Source organism: Hoylesella shahii (assembly GCF_937990675.1).
In the GTDB taxonomy this organism is placed as follows: Bacteria; Bacteroidota; Bacteroidia; order Bacteroidales; family Bacteroidaceae; genus Prevotella; species Prevotella shahii.
The window spans coordinates 76,824-96,727 of record NZ_CALKQY010000024.1 but is presented as its reverse complement, the minus strand read 5'-3'; the positions used below and the strand labels follow the sequence as shown (position 1 = coordinate 96,727).

The window sequence follows — 19,904 nt, the reverse complement described above, 5'->3', positions numbered from 1 at the left end:
GCAGGCGCAGTGGGCTACGTCAAGTTGCAAAGACAGGCAATCTGCCGACAAGAAAATAAAGGATGTTAGGAAACAACACAATAACCAGAATTCTGGAAACAGTTTGGTCTAATTACCGATTTGGGTTTAATATCCAGGGTTTTGTGTAACCTTTCCAACCTTCACTTCTTTTTCGGGAAGTGGCCAGAGATATTGTCGGTTGTCCCACTTGCGTTCCGAAAGCACGCGTATTAAGCCCGTGGCTTCCATCTCAGCAAAGTCGGGTAGGCCATATTGGTCAATCTTAGGCGTAGTGGGCCAGAACCATTTGTTGGCATGTACCAGTTTTTCTAAGCATTCTTTGGCGGGGTCGAGTATGCCGTATTGCTTTCGGTTGAGTGCCACCTCGGCCAGTCTCCAGCGCACAAGGTCGGCAAATCTCAAGTCTTCGCCTGCCAGTTCCATACGCCTTTCGGTGCGCAAGTCTAGTCGCATGTCGGCTTGTGCCTTGATGGTAAAGGCAGGATATTTGTCTGTTTGGGCAGCACTTACGCCATAGGCGCGAGCCCTAACAGCGTTCATCGCGTCTACAACACTTTGGTCTATCTCGCCTAACTCAATTTTTGCTTCGGCGTACATCAACAACACATCAGCATAACGCACAATGATTTGCGGACTCTCTACGATGTATTTGTTGGCTATCCAACTTTCGTCGATGCCTTTTTTCCACACCAAACCATTGTAAGGGGCATGTGTGGCCACCATACGCGTGTCTTGATTGCGAATCATCTTGCCCGTATTCTTGTTTAACACCAAGGTATCGGCAGGCGATGGACTATAAACCACGCCGAGGAAAACCGAGTCGAAGGGCACGATGGTGGCCATACAACGGGGGTCGCGATTGAGGAAAGGTTTGCGCGGATTAAACAAAGGCGACTTATCTACGCTTAAACCATCGGTGCAGGTGTAGGCTGCCAGCAGCTGCCAAGATGGTTCGCGACCTGCCCAACCGCCAGCATTACGGGGCAATCGGTGGTAAACACCATTGCCCTTAAGCACATTATAATCTAGTGCAAGCGAACGGGGAAGAGCAAAAATAAACTCGGTGGAGGTGCGAGTCTTCTGCAAAAAGAGGTCGGCATAACTGGGATGTAGCTGATAAACGCCCAAGTTCATCACCGCCTTGGCTGCTTCGGCCGCCGTTTTATAGTCGGCTAGATACAATGCGGTGCGTGCTTTGAGTGCCAGAGCAGCCCCTTTGGTGATGCGTTGCAAACCCGAATAGGCCTTAGGTAGCAGTTCGGTCGCCTTATCAAAATCGTCGTAGGCATGCTTTAGCACTGTTTCTTTGCTATCGCGGGGCTTATTCAGGGCTTCGTCGATGCTTATTTCGGTGGTTACATAGGGTACATCGCCATAGCGATACAGCAAACGTCCATAGGCAACAGCCCTATAAAAATGGGCTTCGCCCACATATTGCATCAGCTTTTCGCGGTTGGCACCATTGTTAAGCGCCGTTTCGTAGCGGTTAAGGATGGTGTTGGCATACGAAATCATTTGGTAATTAAGTCGCCAATAGGTTTCAACCAGGTGGTAAGAACTGGTGAGTGTGGCGTTCTCCATCTCGGTTAGGGCGTTGCGATACACGGCATCGTCGCTCCAATCGGTTTGGTTATCGCCTTCGGGACGCCAATATTTGGCCGAGTCTAAGGCGTTAAGCGCCATTTCTATTTGCTGTAAGTCGCGATACCAGTTGCCCGTTGCTGCCGAAGAAAGCGGGTTCATATCGAGATCGTGACAAGCAGTGGCGATGAAAACAAGTGCTACCGCCAATATATTTCTAATGAAATTGCGTTTCATGTGGTGTGGAATGTTTAGAAGTTTACGTTAAGTCCGAACATCAACGAGCGCATAATGGGATAGCCGTTGTCGGTTACTTCGGGGTCCCAGCCTTTGGGATAGTTGCTAATTGCAAAGAGGTCGTTGGCCGAAAGATACAAACGCACTTGCTTGAGCAGGGCTTTTTGGGTGATTTGCTTAGGCAAGGTGTAACCCAGCGTGATGTTTTTGCAACGCAGATACCAACCATTGAACAACCAAAAGTCGCTCATGGTGTAGTTGTTTGCACGACTGGTGTCGGTTAGTCGTGGGTATTGGGCTGATGCATTTTGTTCTGCTGTGTTGTATTTGCTCCAATACTGGCCGTCGATTAGTTCGGGGAAGTTGGTCCAGTTGTTCACCAATCCCTCTATCATCACAGGTGTTTTGCGGCTCCATTGCTTGCCAACGCCTTGAAAACTCAAACTAAAGTCGAAGCCATTATAGGCTGCGCCGAGGTTTAAGCCATACACAAAGTGGGGCAAAGAACCTTTAAGCGGCACGCGGTCGTACTCGGCCGAGATTTTTCCATCGGGTTTTCCGTCGGGTCCTGATATGTCGCGGTATTTCAAGTCGCCCACAGCAACGTTGTTATTAAGCTTTGGCGAGTTGTCCACGTCGGCTTGTGTTTGGTAAATACCATCGCAAACATAGCCATACCAGTTCATAAACTCACTGCCTTCGCGGTTAATCTTCACACCAGTAAATTCTGTTCCGCGCATGTTGCCCATCATCGAGGTGTAGTCTGATAGGTTAAGTGCAGCCCAATAGTCCACCTTTCCTATTCTGTCTCGCCATCTTAGTTCTAGGTCGAAGCCATTGGTGTGCATGTCGCCTGCGTTAACGTCGGGATTTTCGTAACCCAAGAAGATGGGAATTTGCACAGGTAACAACATGTTGCGCGTGTTTTTGCGATACCAGTCGAACGTGATACCAAGGCGGGCATCAAGCAAATGGGCATCAAAACCCACATCCCAGGTCTCGGTTGTCTCCCAAGTAATGTCCTTAACGGCATACTTCACTTGTGCCGCAGAGGGTACGGTTACGGGCGTTGTGCCGTTAAGCAGCAGCGCCGAACCAAACCTTATCGACGATTGATAGGGGTAATAGCTGCCTATACGTTCGTTACCCAGCTGGCCATAAGAGGCGCGCAGCTTCAGATGGGCCATCCACCGCACGTTGTCTTTAAAGAAATTCTCTTCAGAGATAACCCAACCGGCCGATACCGAAGGGAATGTTGCCCAACGATAATCTTTGTGGAAGCGCGACGAACCATCGTAGCGCACATTGGCTTCGAGCAAATAACGATTGGCGTAAGCATAGTTTACACGGGCAAATGCCGAACGATAAGAGTATTCCAGCGCGTTACCACCATTGTTGCGAGCGTCTCTCGGCGAAAGGTCGAGGTACGGAAAGGCTGCCATCTGAAACTTATCGCCACTTGCCCAGAGGTTTTCGTCGCGCATGTAATAATACTCAAAGCCTGCCATGCCCGTGAGACTGTGCAGCCCAAAGTCGTGCGTGTAGTTGGCTAAAGCCTGTGTGGTGATGTCGTAGTGGGTGTTTCGCGTCTCGGTTAGCGACGTGGTGCGAAATCCTCCCACATGACCAGCCACCGTAAGTGGGTCGTCGGCACGTGTGTATGTTAGTTCTTTAACAAAGTCTTTCACATTGTGGAAGGTGAAATTGGGCGCTGCCACCAGCGAGATGCGTAGTCCTTTCAATGGTTTCACCACCAATTCGCCCTTTGCAGCAATGCTATAATCGGATGTTTTCACCGTTCCGCCCTCGTTAATCTTGGCCAAAATGTTCTCGCCGTCCTTCACATCGCCATAGTTGCCATTGCGCCAATAGGCGGCATAGATGGGCGGAATGTTGCGTGCCCCACTTTCAAAGGGGTTGTTATGTGGTGTTGCCAACTTGGTATAAGCAAAATTGGCATCAACATGTGCCTCAATATAAGGGTTGATATCCAGGTCGTTGTTCAGTCGGGCGATATATCTTTCAAAATTGCGATTGGCATATAAACCGGCGTTTTTATCGTAGCGCAACGACAACTTGGTGCGAACGTTCTTGCCACCACCCATGATGCTGAGCGAATGGGTTTGCTGCGAGGCCGTGTTTTTAAACAAATAGTCTTCCCATTGCGTGATGGGATACTTGTCGGGGTCGGTAGCGTTGTTACGTTCGTAATTGTCTATCAGGTCTTTGGCATAGGTTTGATATTCGCCACCTGTAGGGTTGTCGTTGTAATGTGTTTCGTTTACCATTTGCATAAAACGTTTCCAACCCACATACTTGGGCAAAACGGTGGGCTTGGTGTAAGCCTGCTCAAACGAGTAGTTAAGACTTATCTCATTGTTCTTGGCTCGTTTGGTGGTGATGAGTATAACACCGGCTGCTGCACGCGAACCATAGATGGCTGCCGATGCTGCATCTTTGAGCACAGAGAGTGTCTCCACGTCGTCGGGGTTAGCGTTGGCGATGTCGCCAGGTACGCCGTCGATAATCACTAGCGGACTGGTATCGCTGATGGTTGTAACGCCACGCACCAGCAACGAGGGCTTGCCGTCGGGTGTTCCGTTGTTGCGCGTAACAGTAAGTCCTGCTGCTGCACCCTGCAAGGCCGTAGAAAGGCTGGTGGCATGTGCGTTGGCGATGTCTGTTGCACCCACAGAGGCAATACTTCCCGTGAGGTCTTTCTTCTTCATCACGCCATAACCCACCACCACTAGGTCTTCGAGATCCTTCACATTGTCGCTCATCACGATGCTCATTGTGCGCTGGGCCACCACTTCTTTAGCCTCCATACCGATATACGACACAGTGAGCATTGTACCAATTGGAACATTAATGGCAAACCGACCGTCGATATCGGTCACTGCATTTTCGTTTTTACCCTTGGCCAAGATGCTTGCTCCCACCAGTGGTTCGCCGTTTCCGTCGGTCACTGTGCCCGTAATTGTGGCCTTATTATCTTGTGCCAGTACGGCTGTTTTGCTGTTGTCGTGCCTCGATGCATGACTCTCGGCCATGGCATCGGCCGTGTTAAACAAGCAAAGACAGGCTATTGCCCATGCAAGGGATTGGCGCGAAGCGCGTAGACCACGGCCAAATGGCTTCTTACTTTTAATTTGCGATAAACAAGTCATTGATAGTTGTTATTGTTTTTAGTTAATTTTCGTGGTTAGAATGGGCTTTTATCTCGACTCCAACGTCTTGTTGGGTGCCGTTATTTTTAGCCTTTGGTTTCATGATTAGCACATTGCCACCCCTATTTTGTGCTACAAAGATGAACTAACATGCAACGAAGGTATATGAAAATGTGGCCCTAACGTGATAATACTTAGATTACCACCGCTGTACCGCTAACAGCCACCATGAGCATCGAACTATTTTGGCCCACTGTTTCGTAGTCTATATCAACACCAACAATGGCATTGGCTCCCAATTCTGCTGCTCGCTGTTGCATCTCGGCTAGAGATGTGTCTTTGGCTTCGCGCAAAACTTTCTCGTAAGAGCCACTACGACCACCGATAATATCGCGTATGCCAGCCAAAAAATCTTTAAATACATTGGCGCCTACAATCGTTTCGCCTGTAACTACGCCCTTATACGCTTGTATGGGACGCCCTTCGATGGTGGGAGTTGTTGTAATTAACATCTTGATACCTATTATTATTGTGTAAAAAATTGCTGTTAAGATTGTTAGCGTGTGCTTCTTGGCATATTTATTAAGTGGGGGAATGCCTCACGGCTAGGCCCTTATGCAGAGCTATATTTTAGTTATCGTGGACAAAGATAAGTATTTTTTTTGAGTTCGTAAGTGACTAGGATGATAATAAAGGTGAAAAAACGAAAAGCCTATTTATTGCTTTTGCAAGGGCTAAACATGGTTATGGTTGTAAACTTGTGGGCTTGTAAATGAGCGAAAGGGGGTTAATCGCAATGATAAAAAAATACAACGCCAACTTAAACTCGCAACATGCCTCACACATCTTCGCCCATTGTGTTTGCCCTAAACCATAATTATATTTGCCACTTAGCAGCCTAAACAGCATAACTGATTATAGATAAACACATAACGGCTATAAACAAGCAATAACGAATACAACGGTTTGCCATTTTGTCACATCGTTTTGCCAATTTGGCGTATATTATTTCGTTGGTACGAAACTTGTGTATAGGCTTGTGAAGCCAAGGCAAAGCCAAGGCTAAGACATAAAACGAAAATTACAAACAACAACTTATAAAGATAGGAGATATGATTATGTTACCAGTAATGAGAAGAAATTCGTGGTTGCCCGAAGTGTTCGACGACTTTTTAAACACCAACTTCATGCCTCGAACCAACGCAACGGCTCCTGCTATCAATGTATTGGAGAACGATAAACAATATACCGTTGAACTTGCTGCACCTGGATTAAAGAAAGAAGATTTCAGTGTTAACGTGAACGAAGACGGCAACCTGAACATCAAATTGGAACAAAAACGCGAGGAAACCAACGAGAACGAAAAAACGCATTACCTACGAAGGGAGTTTAGCTATTCTAAATATGAACAGACACTTGTCCTACCCGACGACGTTAATCGCGAAGCTATCGCAGCCCGTGTAAACGATGGTGTGCTGACTGTTGACTTACCCAAGGTGGTGAAGGAAGAACAAAAGCAGTTTAGAAACATTGAGATTGGCTAAGGCTGATGGTCATAATTTAAATGGTTTTAGTTGTGCCATTGGGCAATGCCAAGCTTGCTTGCGCATTGCCATGGCTAAGAAATACGCTCTCAATAGAGTAGCGACACATAACACTAGTAATGTTTAGTTTGATTGATATTTAGTTTTTATTTGGTAGAATTAGTTTTCCTGAAGTCCGACAGCAGCGATGTTGCCGGACTTATTTTTTAGGTCTTTGCCCCACGCTTTTGGGTTAGACGCTCGTTGCTAATGAACGCTCAAAATGCGATTGTGCAGCATTTAGAAAACATTCGGCACTAAGCGATTGCTCAAACAACTAATGCTCAGCTACAATGGCGCGCTTGTTGATGGGGAATAACCTGTGATTTTCTTGAAAGCGTAATGCGGTACATCAAAAGAATAAAACAAGCAGGATGCCGACAAGCAAACGAAAAATGACGTGGAAGCAATGAAAACAAGATAAAACATGCAAAAAGCGGTATGGCCATCGGTTGAAGTTTAAGAAAGTACACATACTTAAACTGTAAAATATTCGGCAGAAAATTTAACATTATGAGTGGCTTTTTTCTCACCAACTAGTCACTCGGTGGCAAATAATCGATTCTCGCGAGGGGTTTGCTTAACCCAAAAACCACTTCGCCACCCATTGCAAATAAAGCGAATTTTTGATGAAATAAACGGTGTTTAGCGCTAAAATTTGTGCTATTTGTAGCAAAATGCAGTGCTAACTCATGCAAAACGCAGTGCTAACTCGTGCTAAATGCAGTGCTAACTCGTGCTAAACGCAGTGCTAACTCCTACAAAACGCAAGGTAAAATGGTGCATTTTACGGATAAGACAGCATTTTATGGTCGTCGAAACAACTAAAAAATGCGTCTTTTACAGGTAAAAACGACTTAAAAAAGTAGTATTTTAGCGACTGAAACCCATTTTCGGACGGTGAAAAATCGAGAGCAATCGAGCAAATAGAAAGCCTAAATGGTGCAAAATGCCGATATTTTGCAGAAAGCGAATGTAAAAATAAAGTAAAGAGGGCTAAAAAACGGCCTAAATTCATGCTTTTGAGCATCTATTTTCTCTAGAATGCGATGAGCCGAGGGGTGTGTTTTGTAAACTTTTATTACTCTTTTAACATCATAAACACGAAAAATTGGTTTGCGCCATCAACACTATTCCCTTGTGTTTGATAAGGCACAACCCCTACCTTGCACCATTCTCTATTGTGGTGTGGACTATGGGTGCTATCCTATTTTCGTTTAAAAACACATCACCATGCTGCATTAAATACGATTGTAATTTATTGGTGTCCGATAAAACTTTTGGGAGTTATCTGTGTTAGATAAAATAGGCTTAAACTTATGATTTCATTAATTTATTTGGTTATTATAGGGCTTTCCTTGTCAAAATAAGCACATTTTATAATGCTTACAGTTTAAAACTGAAAACCAAGCCCATGGATAAGTAAAACGGCTGCAACACCGATGGATAAAGGGATACAGAGCTTTCAGTTTATTTTTACCGGACAGCAATAATTGTAATTGCAATTTATAATGAGTTGGCATAAGCGTTATCACGTCGCACTAAAAGTAGCTGTTCCTCTCTTCTAAAGCGTAGGTTGCATTATATCGTTATTCTACATCAAACCACAACTGCCAGACACATTTTCTGTTCGCGTTCGTTGTTGCATTATATCGTTATTCTACATCAAACCACAACCGCAGGCATGAAAACCATTCTCACAAACCTGTTGCATTATATCGTTATTCTACATCAAACCACAACTACCCAATGCTTCATTGTTCGCTTGGATGCGTTGCATTATATCGTTATTCTACATCAAACCACAACTAGGCCGGTGTAGGAAATTGTAGGAAATGGGTTGCATTATATCGTTATTCTACATCAAACCACAACCGCAGGCATGAAAACCATTCTCACAAACCTGTTGCATTATATCGTTATTCTACATCAAACCACAACCTGAATGTTCAGCCCCCCAAAAAAACTCGCGTTGCATTATATCGTTATTCTACATCAAACCACAACCAACGCGCTTACATGGAGAACTATTTCGCGTTGCATTATATCGTTATTCTACATCAAACCACAACGATAGGTTTGTAGGAGTTGACGGCGATTGGGTTGCATTATATCGTTATTCTACATCAAACCACAACAGCAGTTATAAATCACGTTTACAAGGAATCGTTGCATTATATCGTTATTCTACATCAAACCACAACAGAGGCGCATGAAGTTCTCGCGGTCGCCGGTTGCATTATATCGTTATTCTACATCAAACCACAACTATCAGCAGCCCGAATACCGCGAACAACGCGTTGCATTATATCGTTATTCTACATCAAACCACAACCACGAGAGAGTTGGAGGAAAGCGCAACTGTGTTGCATTATATCGTTATTCTACATCAAACCACAACCACTCCGCTGCAACCAACACAGGCAACCGCGTTGCATTATATCGTTATTCTACATCAAACCACAACTGACGTGGGCTAATAATGATAAACAATTTAGTTGCATTATATCGTTATTCTACATCAAACCACAACTGCCGCCACTCGCGCCGCTGTCGTTCTTAAGTTGCATTATATCGTTATTCTACATCAAACCACAACGTTTCGCACCTCAATTAAAGACATCATGAGGTTGCATTATATCGTTATTCTACATCAAACCACAACTTATTACTCCAAAAAGTAACATCATTGTAAGTTGCATTATATCGTTATTCTACATCAAACCACAACAGGCTTGCTATTGTAGTTAATAAAAATTTAGTTGCATTATATCGTTATTCTACATCAAACCACAACTTATTCCGTATTCAGACAATGCTCGCAAAGTTGCATTATATCGTTATTCTACATCAAACCACAACCCTCTAAGTCTATATGCTGCCACTTCATTAGTTGCATTATATCGTTATTCTACATCAAACCACAACCCACGAGAGAATTAAAGGAACACGCAATTGTTGCATTATATCGTTATTCTACATCAAACCACAACCTGTTTCTTCGCTGTACTTCTCCATCCAAAGTTGCATTATATCGTTATTCTACATCAAACCACAACCTAGTGCGAAACCCTATCAGAGTAGTTGAAGTTGCATTATATCGTTATTCTACATCAAACCACAACCGCAGCCGATGCAGAAGTAAAGCGCGCAGAGTTGCATTATATCGTTATTCTACATCAAACCACAACTCAATAACGAATGTTTTGTCGCATTGCCAAGTTGCATTATATCGTTATTCTACATCAAACCACAACGCACGCAATGGTGACGAAAAAACATACAATGTTGCATTATATCGTTATTCTACATCAAACCACAACTGATACCTCGTCAAAGAATGCGTTGAAGATGTTGCATTATATCGTTATTCTACATCAAACCACAACAATATATCCTACAGATTTTTCAACTGCTATGTTGCATTATATCGTTATTCTACATCAAACCACAACCGCAATCGATGGCTATCGCCTTGCTGATTAGTTGCATTATATCGTTATTCTACATCAAACCACAACTGTACTTCCCATCATTGCAGGGGTAGAATAGTTGCATTATATCGTTATTCTACATCAAACCACAACTACATCAACACGGCACGCGTGGGGCTTGGGTTGCATTATATCGTTATTCTACATCAAACCACAACGTGTATCACTTAAATCACTGATATTAAGGAAATTTGTTTATGTAACATAATCACACGAAGTGGAAAGATATAGCTTTGTGATGCAAAGTTATTAAAAAAATTCTAACTGGATGGGTTTTGGGTGTTTATTTGTTTCTATCTCACCCCATACATTAACAATGCTGGAATATTGCTTATCTGTTACAGACAATATACTTATAAATCCCTTGCTAGGAGCAAACGATTTAATTCGCTTTATGTGTACATTCATACTCTCATAGGATCCGCAATAACGCACGTATACACTAAATTGATACTTGGTAAAGCCATCGCGTTCAAGATCTTTTCTAAAGCGCGTAGCTTCTTTACGTTCTTTTTGAGTGGACGTTGGAAGGTCGAACATGAGAAAAAGCCACATAATATGGTAGTGATTTAAACGTTCGTAGGTCATTGAAAAATCGGCAATTGCAGTTTATCAATCTCTTTCGAAAAGCACTTCTCTAAGGATGCAGTTGTCATGGTTAATGCTACACTGAGCGGACGAACAACTTTGGACATTTGCACATCACAAAACAACATGGTGATTAAACTACCTTTCGTTGTTTTATCGAGGCTAAGTGCTTGTTCTGCAGCTAGCTTATATACTATTTCATCAACAAAAGGACGGTAGGGTTCCATCACATCGTCGGCCAAGGGGAAAGCATCTCCCCGATTACGGTGAAACAGACCGAAGGCGGGATGTAAACCCGAAGCCATCAAAGCGCGTGCGGTGGCGGCACGCAAAACGGCATAGCCATAGTTTAGTAGGATGTTGAGACCAGGCAGGTCGCGGTCGCGCCGGAAGTCTTTACCAAACAATTCGGTCCAATACAGTTTAGCAGCCACACCTTCCTTATTATCTGCATCGCCACTTTTCACGTTCATATAAAGTGGCTTTAACAGTTCTCCCCGTTTGCCTTGTTTGCTAAGCAAACGCGCTTGATTTCTAATCTTCGCCTCAATAAGTTGTTTCCATAGTACTTTCTTCAACGTTTCGCTTGCAGATACTTGTTCGCGATAACTTTCGCCTTGACTGGCGTTGGCATGTAGGCTAAGTGTAAGGGCGTTAGGCATACCTTTCTGGTCGCAAAAGATAAGGGCAACATTCTCGTCGGCCAAAGCGTTTATCAAAGGTATGGTTAGGCTTACCATGGGGCTATCCACCAACACAACTCCAAGTTCTTCAATGGGAACAGTCCGACAAGCATCGGGCTGTTCCTTTAAAGTTATCACCAGTTGTGCATTCTTCAACGACAGAGTTGCGGGCGAAGTAAAAACGAGACTTCTTTTAAGCATGGTTATCTTTCTTTTTAATCTCGCCAAGAATGTTAAACTCAAAGTCGATGCCCTCAACAAGTGCCTTAAACTGCGTGTGCCTAAGTCTTATGCAAGGTCTAAACTGTTCGTTTTCCATATACGCACCTTTCTTGGGTTTTACATCTTTGGCTTGCCTAGCTTCTTGATTGTATCTTAGATCAATCATAATACAACTACCGTCTATGCTAAGTCCGACAACTTTATACAAACGTTTTACCAAATCGTGTGGTTTGTCAAACTTTATCTCTTCTGACGATTTCTCATAAAGAAGAACTTGCATACCTATTTTCAATATAACAAGTAAAGGCAAATTACCTTTCGGGCTTGTTTTAGGTACAAGCGTTTCAGCATTCTTTCTACGATTACTCCGCTTGAAGAACGATGCCGCAGTGATATTATTAACAAGCACAAAATCGCGTTTCACCTTACCCTTAACTTCCCCTTCATAAATCGCCAACATATAGTTGCTATCGTTAACCACATGAAATTGTTGCTTATATTCTTTATCCGACAAATCACGTTGTTGACGTATATGTAGCGGATTCTTAACACTGTCAGCATAGCACCTCACCTTATTTATCCTTATACCCTTTTCCTTATTCATAAATATGGGCTCGGCAATGGCTGCCTTAAAGTTCTTACCAGCAACAGCCACCTTTATCTTCTCCTTAACGGCTTGGTCTACTATATTTTCAAGTTCCGATTCACTATCAAAGTCGCTTAAAGACTTACGCAACACATAGCGTATCTCGCCTTCTTGCTCGATTGCACCATAATAAGTGTCTTTATGTAGCGAACCTCTGGCAGTGTCGCCTTGAGCAAGATATTTACCCTTAGCTGTACGCACGTGCTTTTTGGCCTGCTTAGGCATGTTATCGTTGGTGAGATGCTTCACCAACAACGAATGTTCTATATCCAATACATCTTCAGCGAATTTGGGCCAAGGTTTATCAAAATGAGGCTTAGATGTTGAACCATGCCAATTGTAAAGTTCCTCGATGTGATAGTATTGCGCCATCCTATCGTACTCGCCTTTACCTATACATGCAATGGTGATAGCATCTATGCAATGATGGCAGTGATTAACGCGCGATTTCTTTTCGTACTCGCCTTGCAATCCCCACATCCGCCTAAACTCGGCTGTTGTTATGCCTTTCACTACGTAGACATTGCTCTTGTTGGGATTTTGTTCGTTGTGGAAGAGAGACTTTAAGAACAACCCCGCATACTTTGAAATCAAACCAATGCCTGCACCTTGACGGCGACTAAAGCCTTCGGGCACCTCGGTCATCGTAAACCTATTGTATTTACCTTGCCAATAATCTAACTCCATCTTCAGCCGATGCCGCTTTTGTATCAACCGGTCTTTCATCCCCTTCTCCATCCCACTAAAAGTACGTATCCTATCTATCTGCTTTCGTAGTTCATCGCACTTATCATTCCAAGGAGAAATTCTAACCAATATATCGTCGTGATTGCTAAGCTGTACGGGCAATTTAGCACCCTTTTCCTGCCTATTAAACTTGGCATCGCAGAGCGTTAGATTCATTTGTGTGCTGTCACCACCAACACTTCGAGGGATGGTATGCTCGATGTCGAACTTCGGATTATCACCTAGAAAATCGCAGATGCCAATCTCGCTGTCTGTGTATAGGCACTTGTGGTTTTGTTCTTCCCATAGTTGAAATTTAAGAATGTCTGTGTCGGTGGGTTCTATCTCTTTGTGGCATTCGTCTTTATACAGTTCAATAATGCGTTTGCGATAATCCGCACGTTTGCGTTCAATATCCTTTTGATAATCGGCTATTGCCTTTCGCTTATTGGCATCATTCAGTTCGCGAGCATATTCCACATGAACTTCGGTGTTTCTGTCAATAATACCATCGCGCAACAATTGGTTAACCACACTGCGCAACACGTGCAGCGAGCGCATGGCCATGGGGTTTCGAATAGAGTTGGTGCGCGGACTACCTAACTGTAATTTACCTTCGGCGTTCGGCTTCGCATCGGGATAGGTTTCTATCATCGAGGGATGATAAAGCGCATCGGCTGCACCTGGACGCAGGTCGATCACATCTTGCAAGTGACTTTTGATGCAGAAGTCTATCGTACCCTCTACGCCACAGTCTTTGGGGTTATAGTTTTCGATAATCTCCAGCAGCCCGGAAAGTATCTGCTCGCGTTTGTGAGCATCATCCCAAACGGCGTTTGAAACAATGTCGGGTATCTTGGCCAAGAGTACGGCGTGGGCGTAGATGAAGCCTTGGCGTAAGAAAGGCAGAATGTTGCGAATGGCTTTAAGGCTTAACGCGGCAAAGCCATGCGGAAGTTTTGCATTGGCAAACTTCGTGGCACAGGCTTCATCGAGTTGCAACTTCTCGGTGGCGAAAGCCTTTAACTTGTCTTTCGACGAGAATGAATGAAGCACGTTCCATGCATCATCTGCCATTTCGTCTATGGTCTTTGTGCCGTTCTTCTTTCCAACGGCCGTGTATGTTTCGGCAATGCCAGCCTTCCAATCGCTTCCGAAGATGTCTATTAACTGTGCTGTTACGGGACAGCCCGACACGCCTTGGTGCATGCGGTAGTTAAATCTGTATGGCTTTTCGCATGATTCATCAAACCAAGCGTAGTTGTTTTTTCCTGCCAATGTCTTTGCAATGTCCTCAAAATCAAAGTTGGGCTTAGACTTTCTGAAAAACAGTGGCCAAATCGTTTCGCGTTCTTCAGCGTTTAGCGGGCGCAACGAAACGTCTTTAGGGGTTCGTATCTTGACGTTATTGATGAAGCAGAGCATTCTGAACGCTTCGTAATCGGGGTGCGACTCAGCACAACGATGCTTCTTGGGTTCGAACGTACACATACCCACACCCTTGCGTTGCGACTTTAACGGGCGTTGGAAATACAAGGCCCTTTGCAGGGTTTCAACCCATTGGGCATCCAGTTCTTGTTTTTCGCAGATGGCAAAGAACTCCTTTTGATAATGTTCTTCCCTATCGGTATATCGGCTTCTTAGCCTCACGGTGTTGCCGTGTTGCTTGTAGAGTTGATAAAAATACTCGCCTAGATAATGACAACCGGCCTTTTCCATCTCAACAGAAAGCTGAGCAATGCCCGATTTAACCTTTCCCGAATCCTCGGAATCGGCACTAGTGTCGAGCCTGTTGCTAAGAAATCCACGACGTTGCGCCAGATGATACATTGCCCTTCCAAGGAGGAAACGTTGCCCTTGGTCGGCCAGATCAAGCTTCTGCGTTAAACATATGTGCCTACAAAAATAAGGATTATCCTCTAAAGCACTACCCGAACGCTGCCAAAGCATAAAGTCGGACATGAGTGGATAAGTCTTTTTCCGTTTCCATTCGGCAAGTTGCTCTCCAGAAAGATAAGGACATAAGTTAAGTTGCACAAGCGCTTTAAGCGTCTCAATTTTGCGTAGTCGCCGTCTATAATAATGCACACGCAAAGCTTTGTGCCCCGTTCGCTCGGCAGCTTTAGACGATTCAATTCCTTTTTCTATCTTTACTCCTTCGGTAAAGATGGTATCGCCATACTTCAAAAGGCTGTATTTGCCGTTCTCATCGCGTTCTACCACAGCCCAAGCTAAACTATTTGTGCCCGTATCTAGGCCTAATATTTTTGTTTTCATAACCAAATGGGGTTAAGTTGATTGTTTTTATCGTTTGTTTTTACACAAAATATAGGCGTAAATTTACTGTAAAAATTTGGTTAAAACAAATATTCTTTTTACTTTTGCAACCATAAGATATATTCTACATCTTATCACAATAAGGCTATATGCCGAAGGGCCTTGACCCTATTGCCCCTCTTCGGAGGGGCTTTTTTTATGTAAAACTTAAGAAAGAAGTACTGCGAAACGTTACATAAACTATCGTTAGACAACATAAAAACGCATAAAAGCAGACAAAACTCGACACAGAGCGAACTATATACCGATGGGCGCAAAACTTCATGGCTGGCATGCATGTGTGAAGGCGGCCATATAATCACACTTATTTGTGAGGAGAAACAATTGCTGAAGCACTCATTTTGCTTTGAAAAAAATCTAATGGAAACAATAATTCGGGATGTATAACGTTAAAAGTCATGGTATGATAGGGCAAATGTGCGCTGTACAGGCACGAAATGCGACGCATAAACAAAATGGGTGGTAGCGGCAATAAGGCTAAACCTACTGCTTTTTCAACATGGTTGGCACACATTATGCTGGAAATTTAATGGATAGCCCCCTTCTTGCTGACATTTTGCAAGTTGAACAAAGCGTTGAATCCAATGATAATGCTCATTGGGCAGGACAAGCCAAACGGCAAATGGGACTATTGAAGAACAATTTTTAGCGGAGACGGCTGGCGAATGTACACCGTTAAGCCATAAAACAAAGAAAAAAGCGCTACGTGAAGAGAAGAGGAGCATGATGCTATATTTTTTAATTCTCTCTCTTATCATACTCACTTCTCCAAACGTAGCGTCTGATATTTTTATTAGAGCAAAGACTGGGAAAGACAAAGTGCGAAGACTGGCTATAAAAGTTGCGCACGCAGTGTGTGGGGCGCTTCTTTGGGGCTTAGTGCTTCGATGTGTTGGGCTTAATCTGGCGCCACTTACTTGTATGTTGGGGTAGATAGCTAATCATTCTCCCCCTAAAAAATAAGCAACACCAATTAAGACTAGAACTGAAAACTGTACTAAAAGACCAGTTTTAGAACGAGTTGGAAAAAATAGGAAAGTTGAAAACAAACATAGGCGCTAGGCTATTGCCATACACGCGACAGCTAGAAGTTTTCAGCTTTCCTATTTTCTCACCCATTTACCTTTCCAATTAAGTGCTCTAGACAGGGCAACCGCTCAGCGGCTACAAGCCAAGACCATTGGTGGTTGGGCGGTTGGGACTAGCGTTTACATGCTAAGTCCACAAGCCAACAACTATCAGTGCAAAGACTGTAGTTGGAATTAATGGAGCAGAGAAGTGGAAAAGAGGGGATTCTGCCCAAACAAAAGGGGCATGAAGACCAACCTTCCCCTCTCAGCTTCTCTGCGCAACCTATTCATCGCGAACCAGTTTCCTGTTCCATTAATTCATCAAACCATTAAATCACAAACATTTTAATATTATTCTATATTTCACTTAATAGCTGTAAAGACATGTAGAATCTGTGAATGAGAGGCAGAAGAGCAAGGAGATAAAGGTGAAAATATGCTTGCTCCACGCTTCATGAGCGTGAGGGCGGGTGATTTAAGGGGTTCGCTAACCCCATCGTATTATATTGATTCACCGCCTTTAAGCATAGGCCATTACTGGTGTGTGCACCTTTTCATCTTCTCACCCAGCGCCCTTTCACCTCTCAACAGCTTCTATTTAACCATTCAGCTTCAACCCTTTATTCTTGTGGCAGCATCTCAACCGTGATGCGGTTGCCACTTTGAAGTATTTGCTTCATCAGCGCACAGAGTTTTTCGGGCGTCTGTTGCTTAATCATGTCGCGATAGCGTGTGTGCATGTTGATGCCATGACGGCGATACATGTTGATAACGCCACTCCAATAAGCATTGGTTTTTTCGGCGCTAGCCACACTCTTGAGCATATACTCTTTCACCTTGTCGAGCATAGCTGCGTCGCAGGTGCGAGTCATGTTATCAGCTTCGCGATAGATGATGGTCATTGCGGTGTCGCTTTTCTCGGGTTTCACTGGGCAAGTAACTAGCACCGAGTAGTCGTGATAGTCGCCATCGATGGTTGCTCCACCTTCAGCCGATACCGAATAAGCAGCAGATGCATCTTCGCGGATGGTTTTTAGGTAGACCATCGAAAGTATCTGACCAATCATATTCATGCGTACAGCGTTTTCTACAGAGTAAGGAACATCGGTGGTATGCCACATCACACAGGCCATTGCCTTAGGCGTTTCCATCTTGCGACGGAACACATTCTCAATTTTTCCTTTGACAAACGAACTGGTGAGATGGCCTTTAACCACCTTACCCTTAGTGGGCAACGAGCCTAGATAACGGCAAATGAGCTTACGCAGCAGCGGTTCGTCGAAGTCGCCAATGAAACTGAAGGTCCATGCGGCTGCATTATCAGTGCGTTCGCGTGCTATTTGCAGAATGCGGTCGTAATTGATGTCGGGTAAATCTTTTTCCAATACGGGCAACAAGCGTGGGTTATGGCCGTAAACGGTAGACACGAGCGAATCGTTGAAAGCGATGTCGTGATTTAAAGAACGGTTCTTGAGAGCCGTGCGCCACGAATCCATGAGTGCCGAGAACGATTGTGCGTCTTTGGTGATGTGGCCAGAGAGGTAGAGATGTGCCAGCTGCAGCATCGTTTCTACATCGCGTTTAGACGAGCCACCCGACATGCCCATATACTTATCGCCCATAGACAGACCAGCATTGGCAATCTTACCAGCAAGAATTTTGGGCAATTCCATGTTGCTAAAACCACCAAGTCCACTAATTGCGACAATGTCGTTGAACACAGCCAAGTTGGTATAATCCTTAGCTCCATAGAGTGATTTACCACCATGACCACTTGCGGCAAAGTTAACTTGGTCTTTCTTAAAGTCGGTTTTCTTCAGGATAACCGTTACCCCATTAGAGAGTTTGAGTTCGGTGTAACCCAGTTCGGCATTCTTCTTTTCCTTAACAATCTTGCCAGGACGAGGCAACTTCGTCATCAATGGTTTCTCTTTTACGGTATCAACATAGGGTTCAACCTTGGTGCTACGAGCAGCATGTACAGCTGCGAGCAGCGATTCGGGTGTGGGATAAACATTACCTTCTTGTTCGTTGTTGAAACTTACGATAACCATGTTGCGGTCGTTATTGGGCAACAACTGAGGAAGGATGCTATTGATGTCGGCCAAGGGGATGTTGGGTACCAACTGCTTCATTATCTCATAATAGTCTTCGAAGGCGGGAATGGGCTCTTGCGAAAGGAAATGACCTTTGTAGTCGTCGGCAAAAGAGGCGTTTCCGCGTTTATCTCGGCCATTATAAGCCTTTTCTAAAGCACTGAGCAAGTTGGCCTTAGCGCGATCGTATTCGCCTTGAGTAAATCCGTATTTGGCAGCTCGGTGAGCCTCAACCAATGCAGCTTGCAATGCAGCAGCCGACCCAGCCATGTCGCGTGGTGTGGCACTGATGGTGAAAGCCCCCTTCGTTTTGGCAAAGATAAAGTTGCCATCGGCAGCCGAAGCGCCAAGATAAGGGCAATCGGCCGACTTTTGTACAGCCTCGGCATAACGGTCGTTGAGCATACCTAGAGCCATATTCTTGGCATAATTGGCAAGAAGATAATCAACATTAGCCTTCTTTGAATCGGGCCAAACCTCGTGCTTGAACGACACCTCCACAGCACTGCTTTGCTGTTCGCGGTCTTTATCCACCACAATGATGGGTTCTTCGTTATCAGGCACAGCCACATCTTCAATCTTAGCCTGGTTTTCGGGGTTCTTTAAGGGGCCGAAAAGCTTTTTAATCATGGCTTCGGTGTGTGCCACATCAACATCACCAACAACGATGATGCCTTGATTAGATGGATGATACCATTTCTCGTAGTAGTCGCGCAACTCTTTAGGTTTGAAGTTGTCTACCACACTCATCAGTCCTATAGGGAAGCGAGCACCGTATTTGCTTCCCGAATATAATTTAAGTAGATTGCGTTCGAGCATTCGCATGTTAGGCCCGGTGCGTTCGCGCCACTCTTCGTGTATCACTCCGCGTTCCTTATCAATCTCGGCAGGGTCGAGCGTAAGTGCGTTAGCCCAGTCGCTTAGAATCAGCAAACACGAGTCGAGTGCTGATTGGCGCATTGTGGGCACGTTAGAAATATTGTAAACGGTTTGGTCGATAGAGGTGTAAGCATTGAGGTCGCCACCAAACTTCACACCAAGCGTCTCCAAGTAGCGAATAAGTTCGTTGCCAGGGAAATGCTTCGTTCCATTAAAGCACATGTGTTCTAGGAAGTGGGCCAAACCTCTTTGGCTCTCTTCTTCCTGTATAGAGCCCACCTTTTGGGCAATATAGAAGTCGGCTCGATGTTCGGGCCAATTGTTATGGCGTATGTAATACGTCAATCCGTTGGGCAGCGTACCAATCCTCACAGCTGTATCAACGGGGATAGGCGGGGCCTGATTAGCGTTTTGCCCACACAAGCTAGTGGGTAAAAGCAGGGCTAAAAAAGCCCAACCAGATAGAATTGTCTTCAAGTTATTCATTTTGTTTCGATAAGTGGTTTAGGTTTTTAGACAGCGTAAAACGTGCCACTGTTGCAAATAGCATCCTAGCAGAGCCGCCCCGGAT

8 protein-coding genes and 1 CRISPR repeat array are annotated in these 19,904 nt (G+C 44.5%); of the genes, 1 reads left to right on the top strand and 7 read right to left on the bottom strand.

Translation table 11 applies throughout. From position 1 onward, the window contains the following. Positions 1 to 126: 126 nt before the first annotated feature. The 3 genes from QME03_RS03800 to QME03_RS03790 all read right to left on the bottom strand — a co-directional run bounded on the left by QME03_RS03800 (position 127) and on the right by QME03_RS03790 (position 5,521). Positions 127 to 1,839, bottom strand: a complete 1,713-nt coding sequence (locus tag QME03_RS03800; RefSeq protein WP_281723525.1) for a RagB/SusD family nutrient uptake outer membrane protein — start codon at positions 1,837 to 1,839, stop codon at positions 127 to 129. A 14-nt stretch (positions 1,840 to 1,853) separates the two neighbouring features. Then, positions 1,854 to 5,009, bottom strand: a complete 3,156-nt coding sequence (locus QME03_RS03795) for a SusC/RagA family TonB-linked outer membrane protein (RefSeq protein WP_281723524.1) — start codon at positions 5,007 to 5,009, stop codon at positions 1,854 to 1,856. Between the two features lie 194 nt (positions 5,010 to 5,203). Next, positions 5,204 to 5,521, bottom strand: a complete 318-nt coding sequence (locus QME03_RS03790; RefSeq protein WP_110370271.1) for a heavy metal-binding domain-containing protein — start codon at positions 5,519 to 5,521, stop codon at positions 5,204 to 5,206. Positions 5,522 to 6,121: 600 nt separating this feature from the next. Here QME03_RS03790 and QME03_RS03785 point away from each other — a divergent pair. Beyond that, on the top strand, positions 6,122 to 6,553 hold the full coding sequence (locus QME03_RS03785; RefSeq protein WP_232227273.1) for an Hsp20/alpha crystallin family protein: 432 nt from the start codon (positions 6,122 to 6,124) through the stop codon (positions 6,551 to 6,553). A 1,614-nt stretch (positions 6,554 to 8,167) separates the two neighbouring features. After that, positions 8,168 to 10,244: direct repeats of the CRISPR family, unit length 36 nt; unit sequence GTTGCATTATATCGTTATTCTACATCAAACCACAAC. 91 nt (positions 10,245 to 10,335) lie between these two features. Here the strand turns inward: QME03_RS03785 and cas2 are convergent. The 4 genes from cas2 to QME03_RS03765 all read right to left on the bottom strand — a co-directional run bounded on the left by cas2 (position 10,336) and on the right by QME03_RS03765 (position 19,819). After that, positions 10,336 to 10,674, bottom strand: coding sequence for a CRISPR-associated endonuclease Cas2 (gene cas2, locus QME03_RS03780; protein WP_281723523.1), 339 nt, complete (start codon positions 10,672 to 10,674; stop codon positions 10,336 to 10,338). Beyond that, entirely contained in the window at positions 10,671 to 11,558 is an 888-nt protein-coding gene (cas1, locus tag QME03_RS03775) for a type II CRISPR-associated endonuclease Cas1 (RefSeq protein ID WP_281723522.1), read from the bottom strand. Before cas1 ends, cas2 begins: the two co-directional genes overlap by 4 nt. Beyond that, on the bottom strand, positions 11,551 to 15,228 hold the full coding sequence (cas9, locus tag QME03_RS03770) for a type II CRISPR RNA-guided endonuclease Cas9 (RefSeq protein WP_281723521.1): 3,678 nt from the start codon (positions 15,226 to 15,228) through the stop codon (positions 11,551 to 11,553). The genes cas1 and cas9 overlap by 8 nt, the downstream gene beginning before the upstream one ends. Positions 15,229 to 16,978: 1,750 nt before the next feature. Next, positions 16,979 to 19,819, bottom strand: coding sequence for a M16 family metallopeptidase (locus QME03_RS03765; protein ID WP_281723520.1), 2,841 nt, complete (start codon positions 19,817 to 19,819; stop codon positions 16,979 to 16,981). Positions 19,820 to 19,904 lie beyond the last annotated feature (85 nt).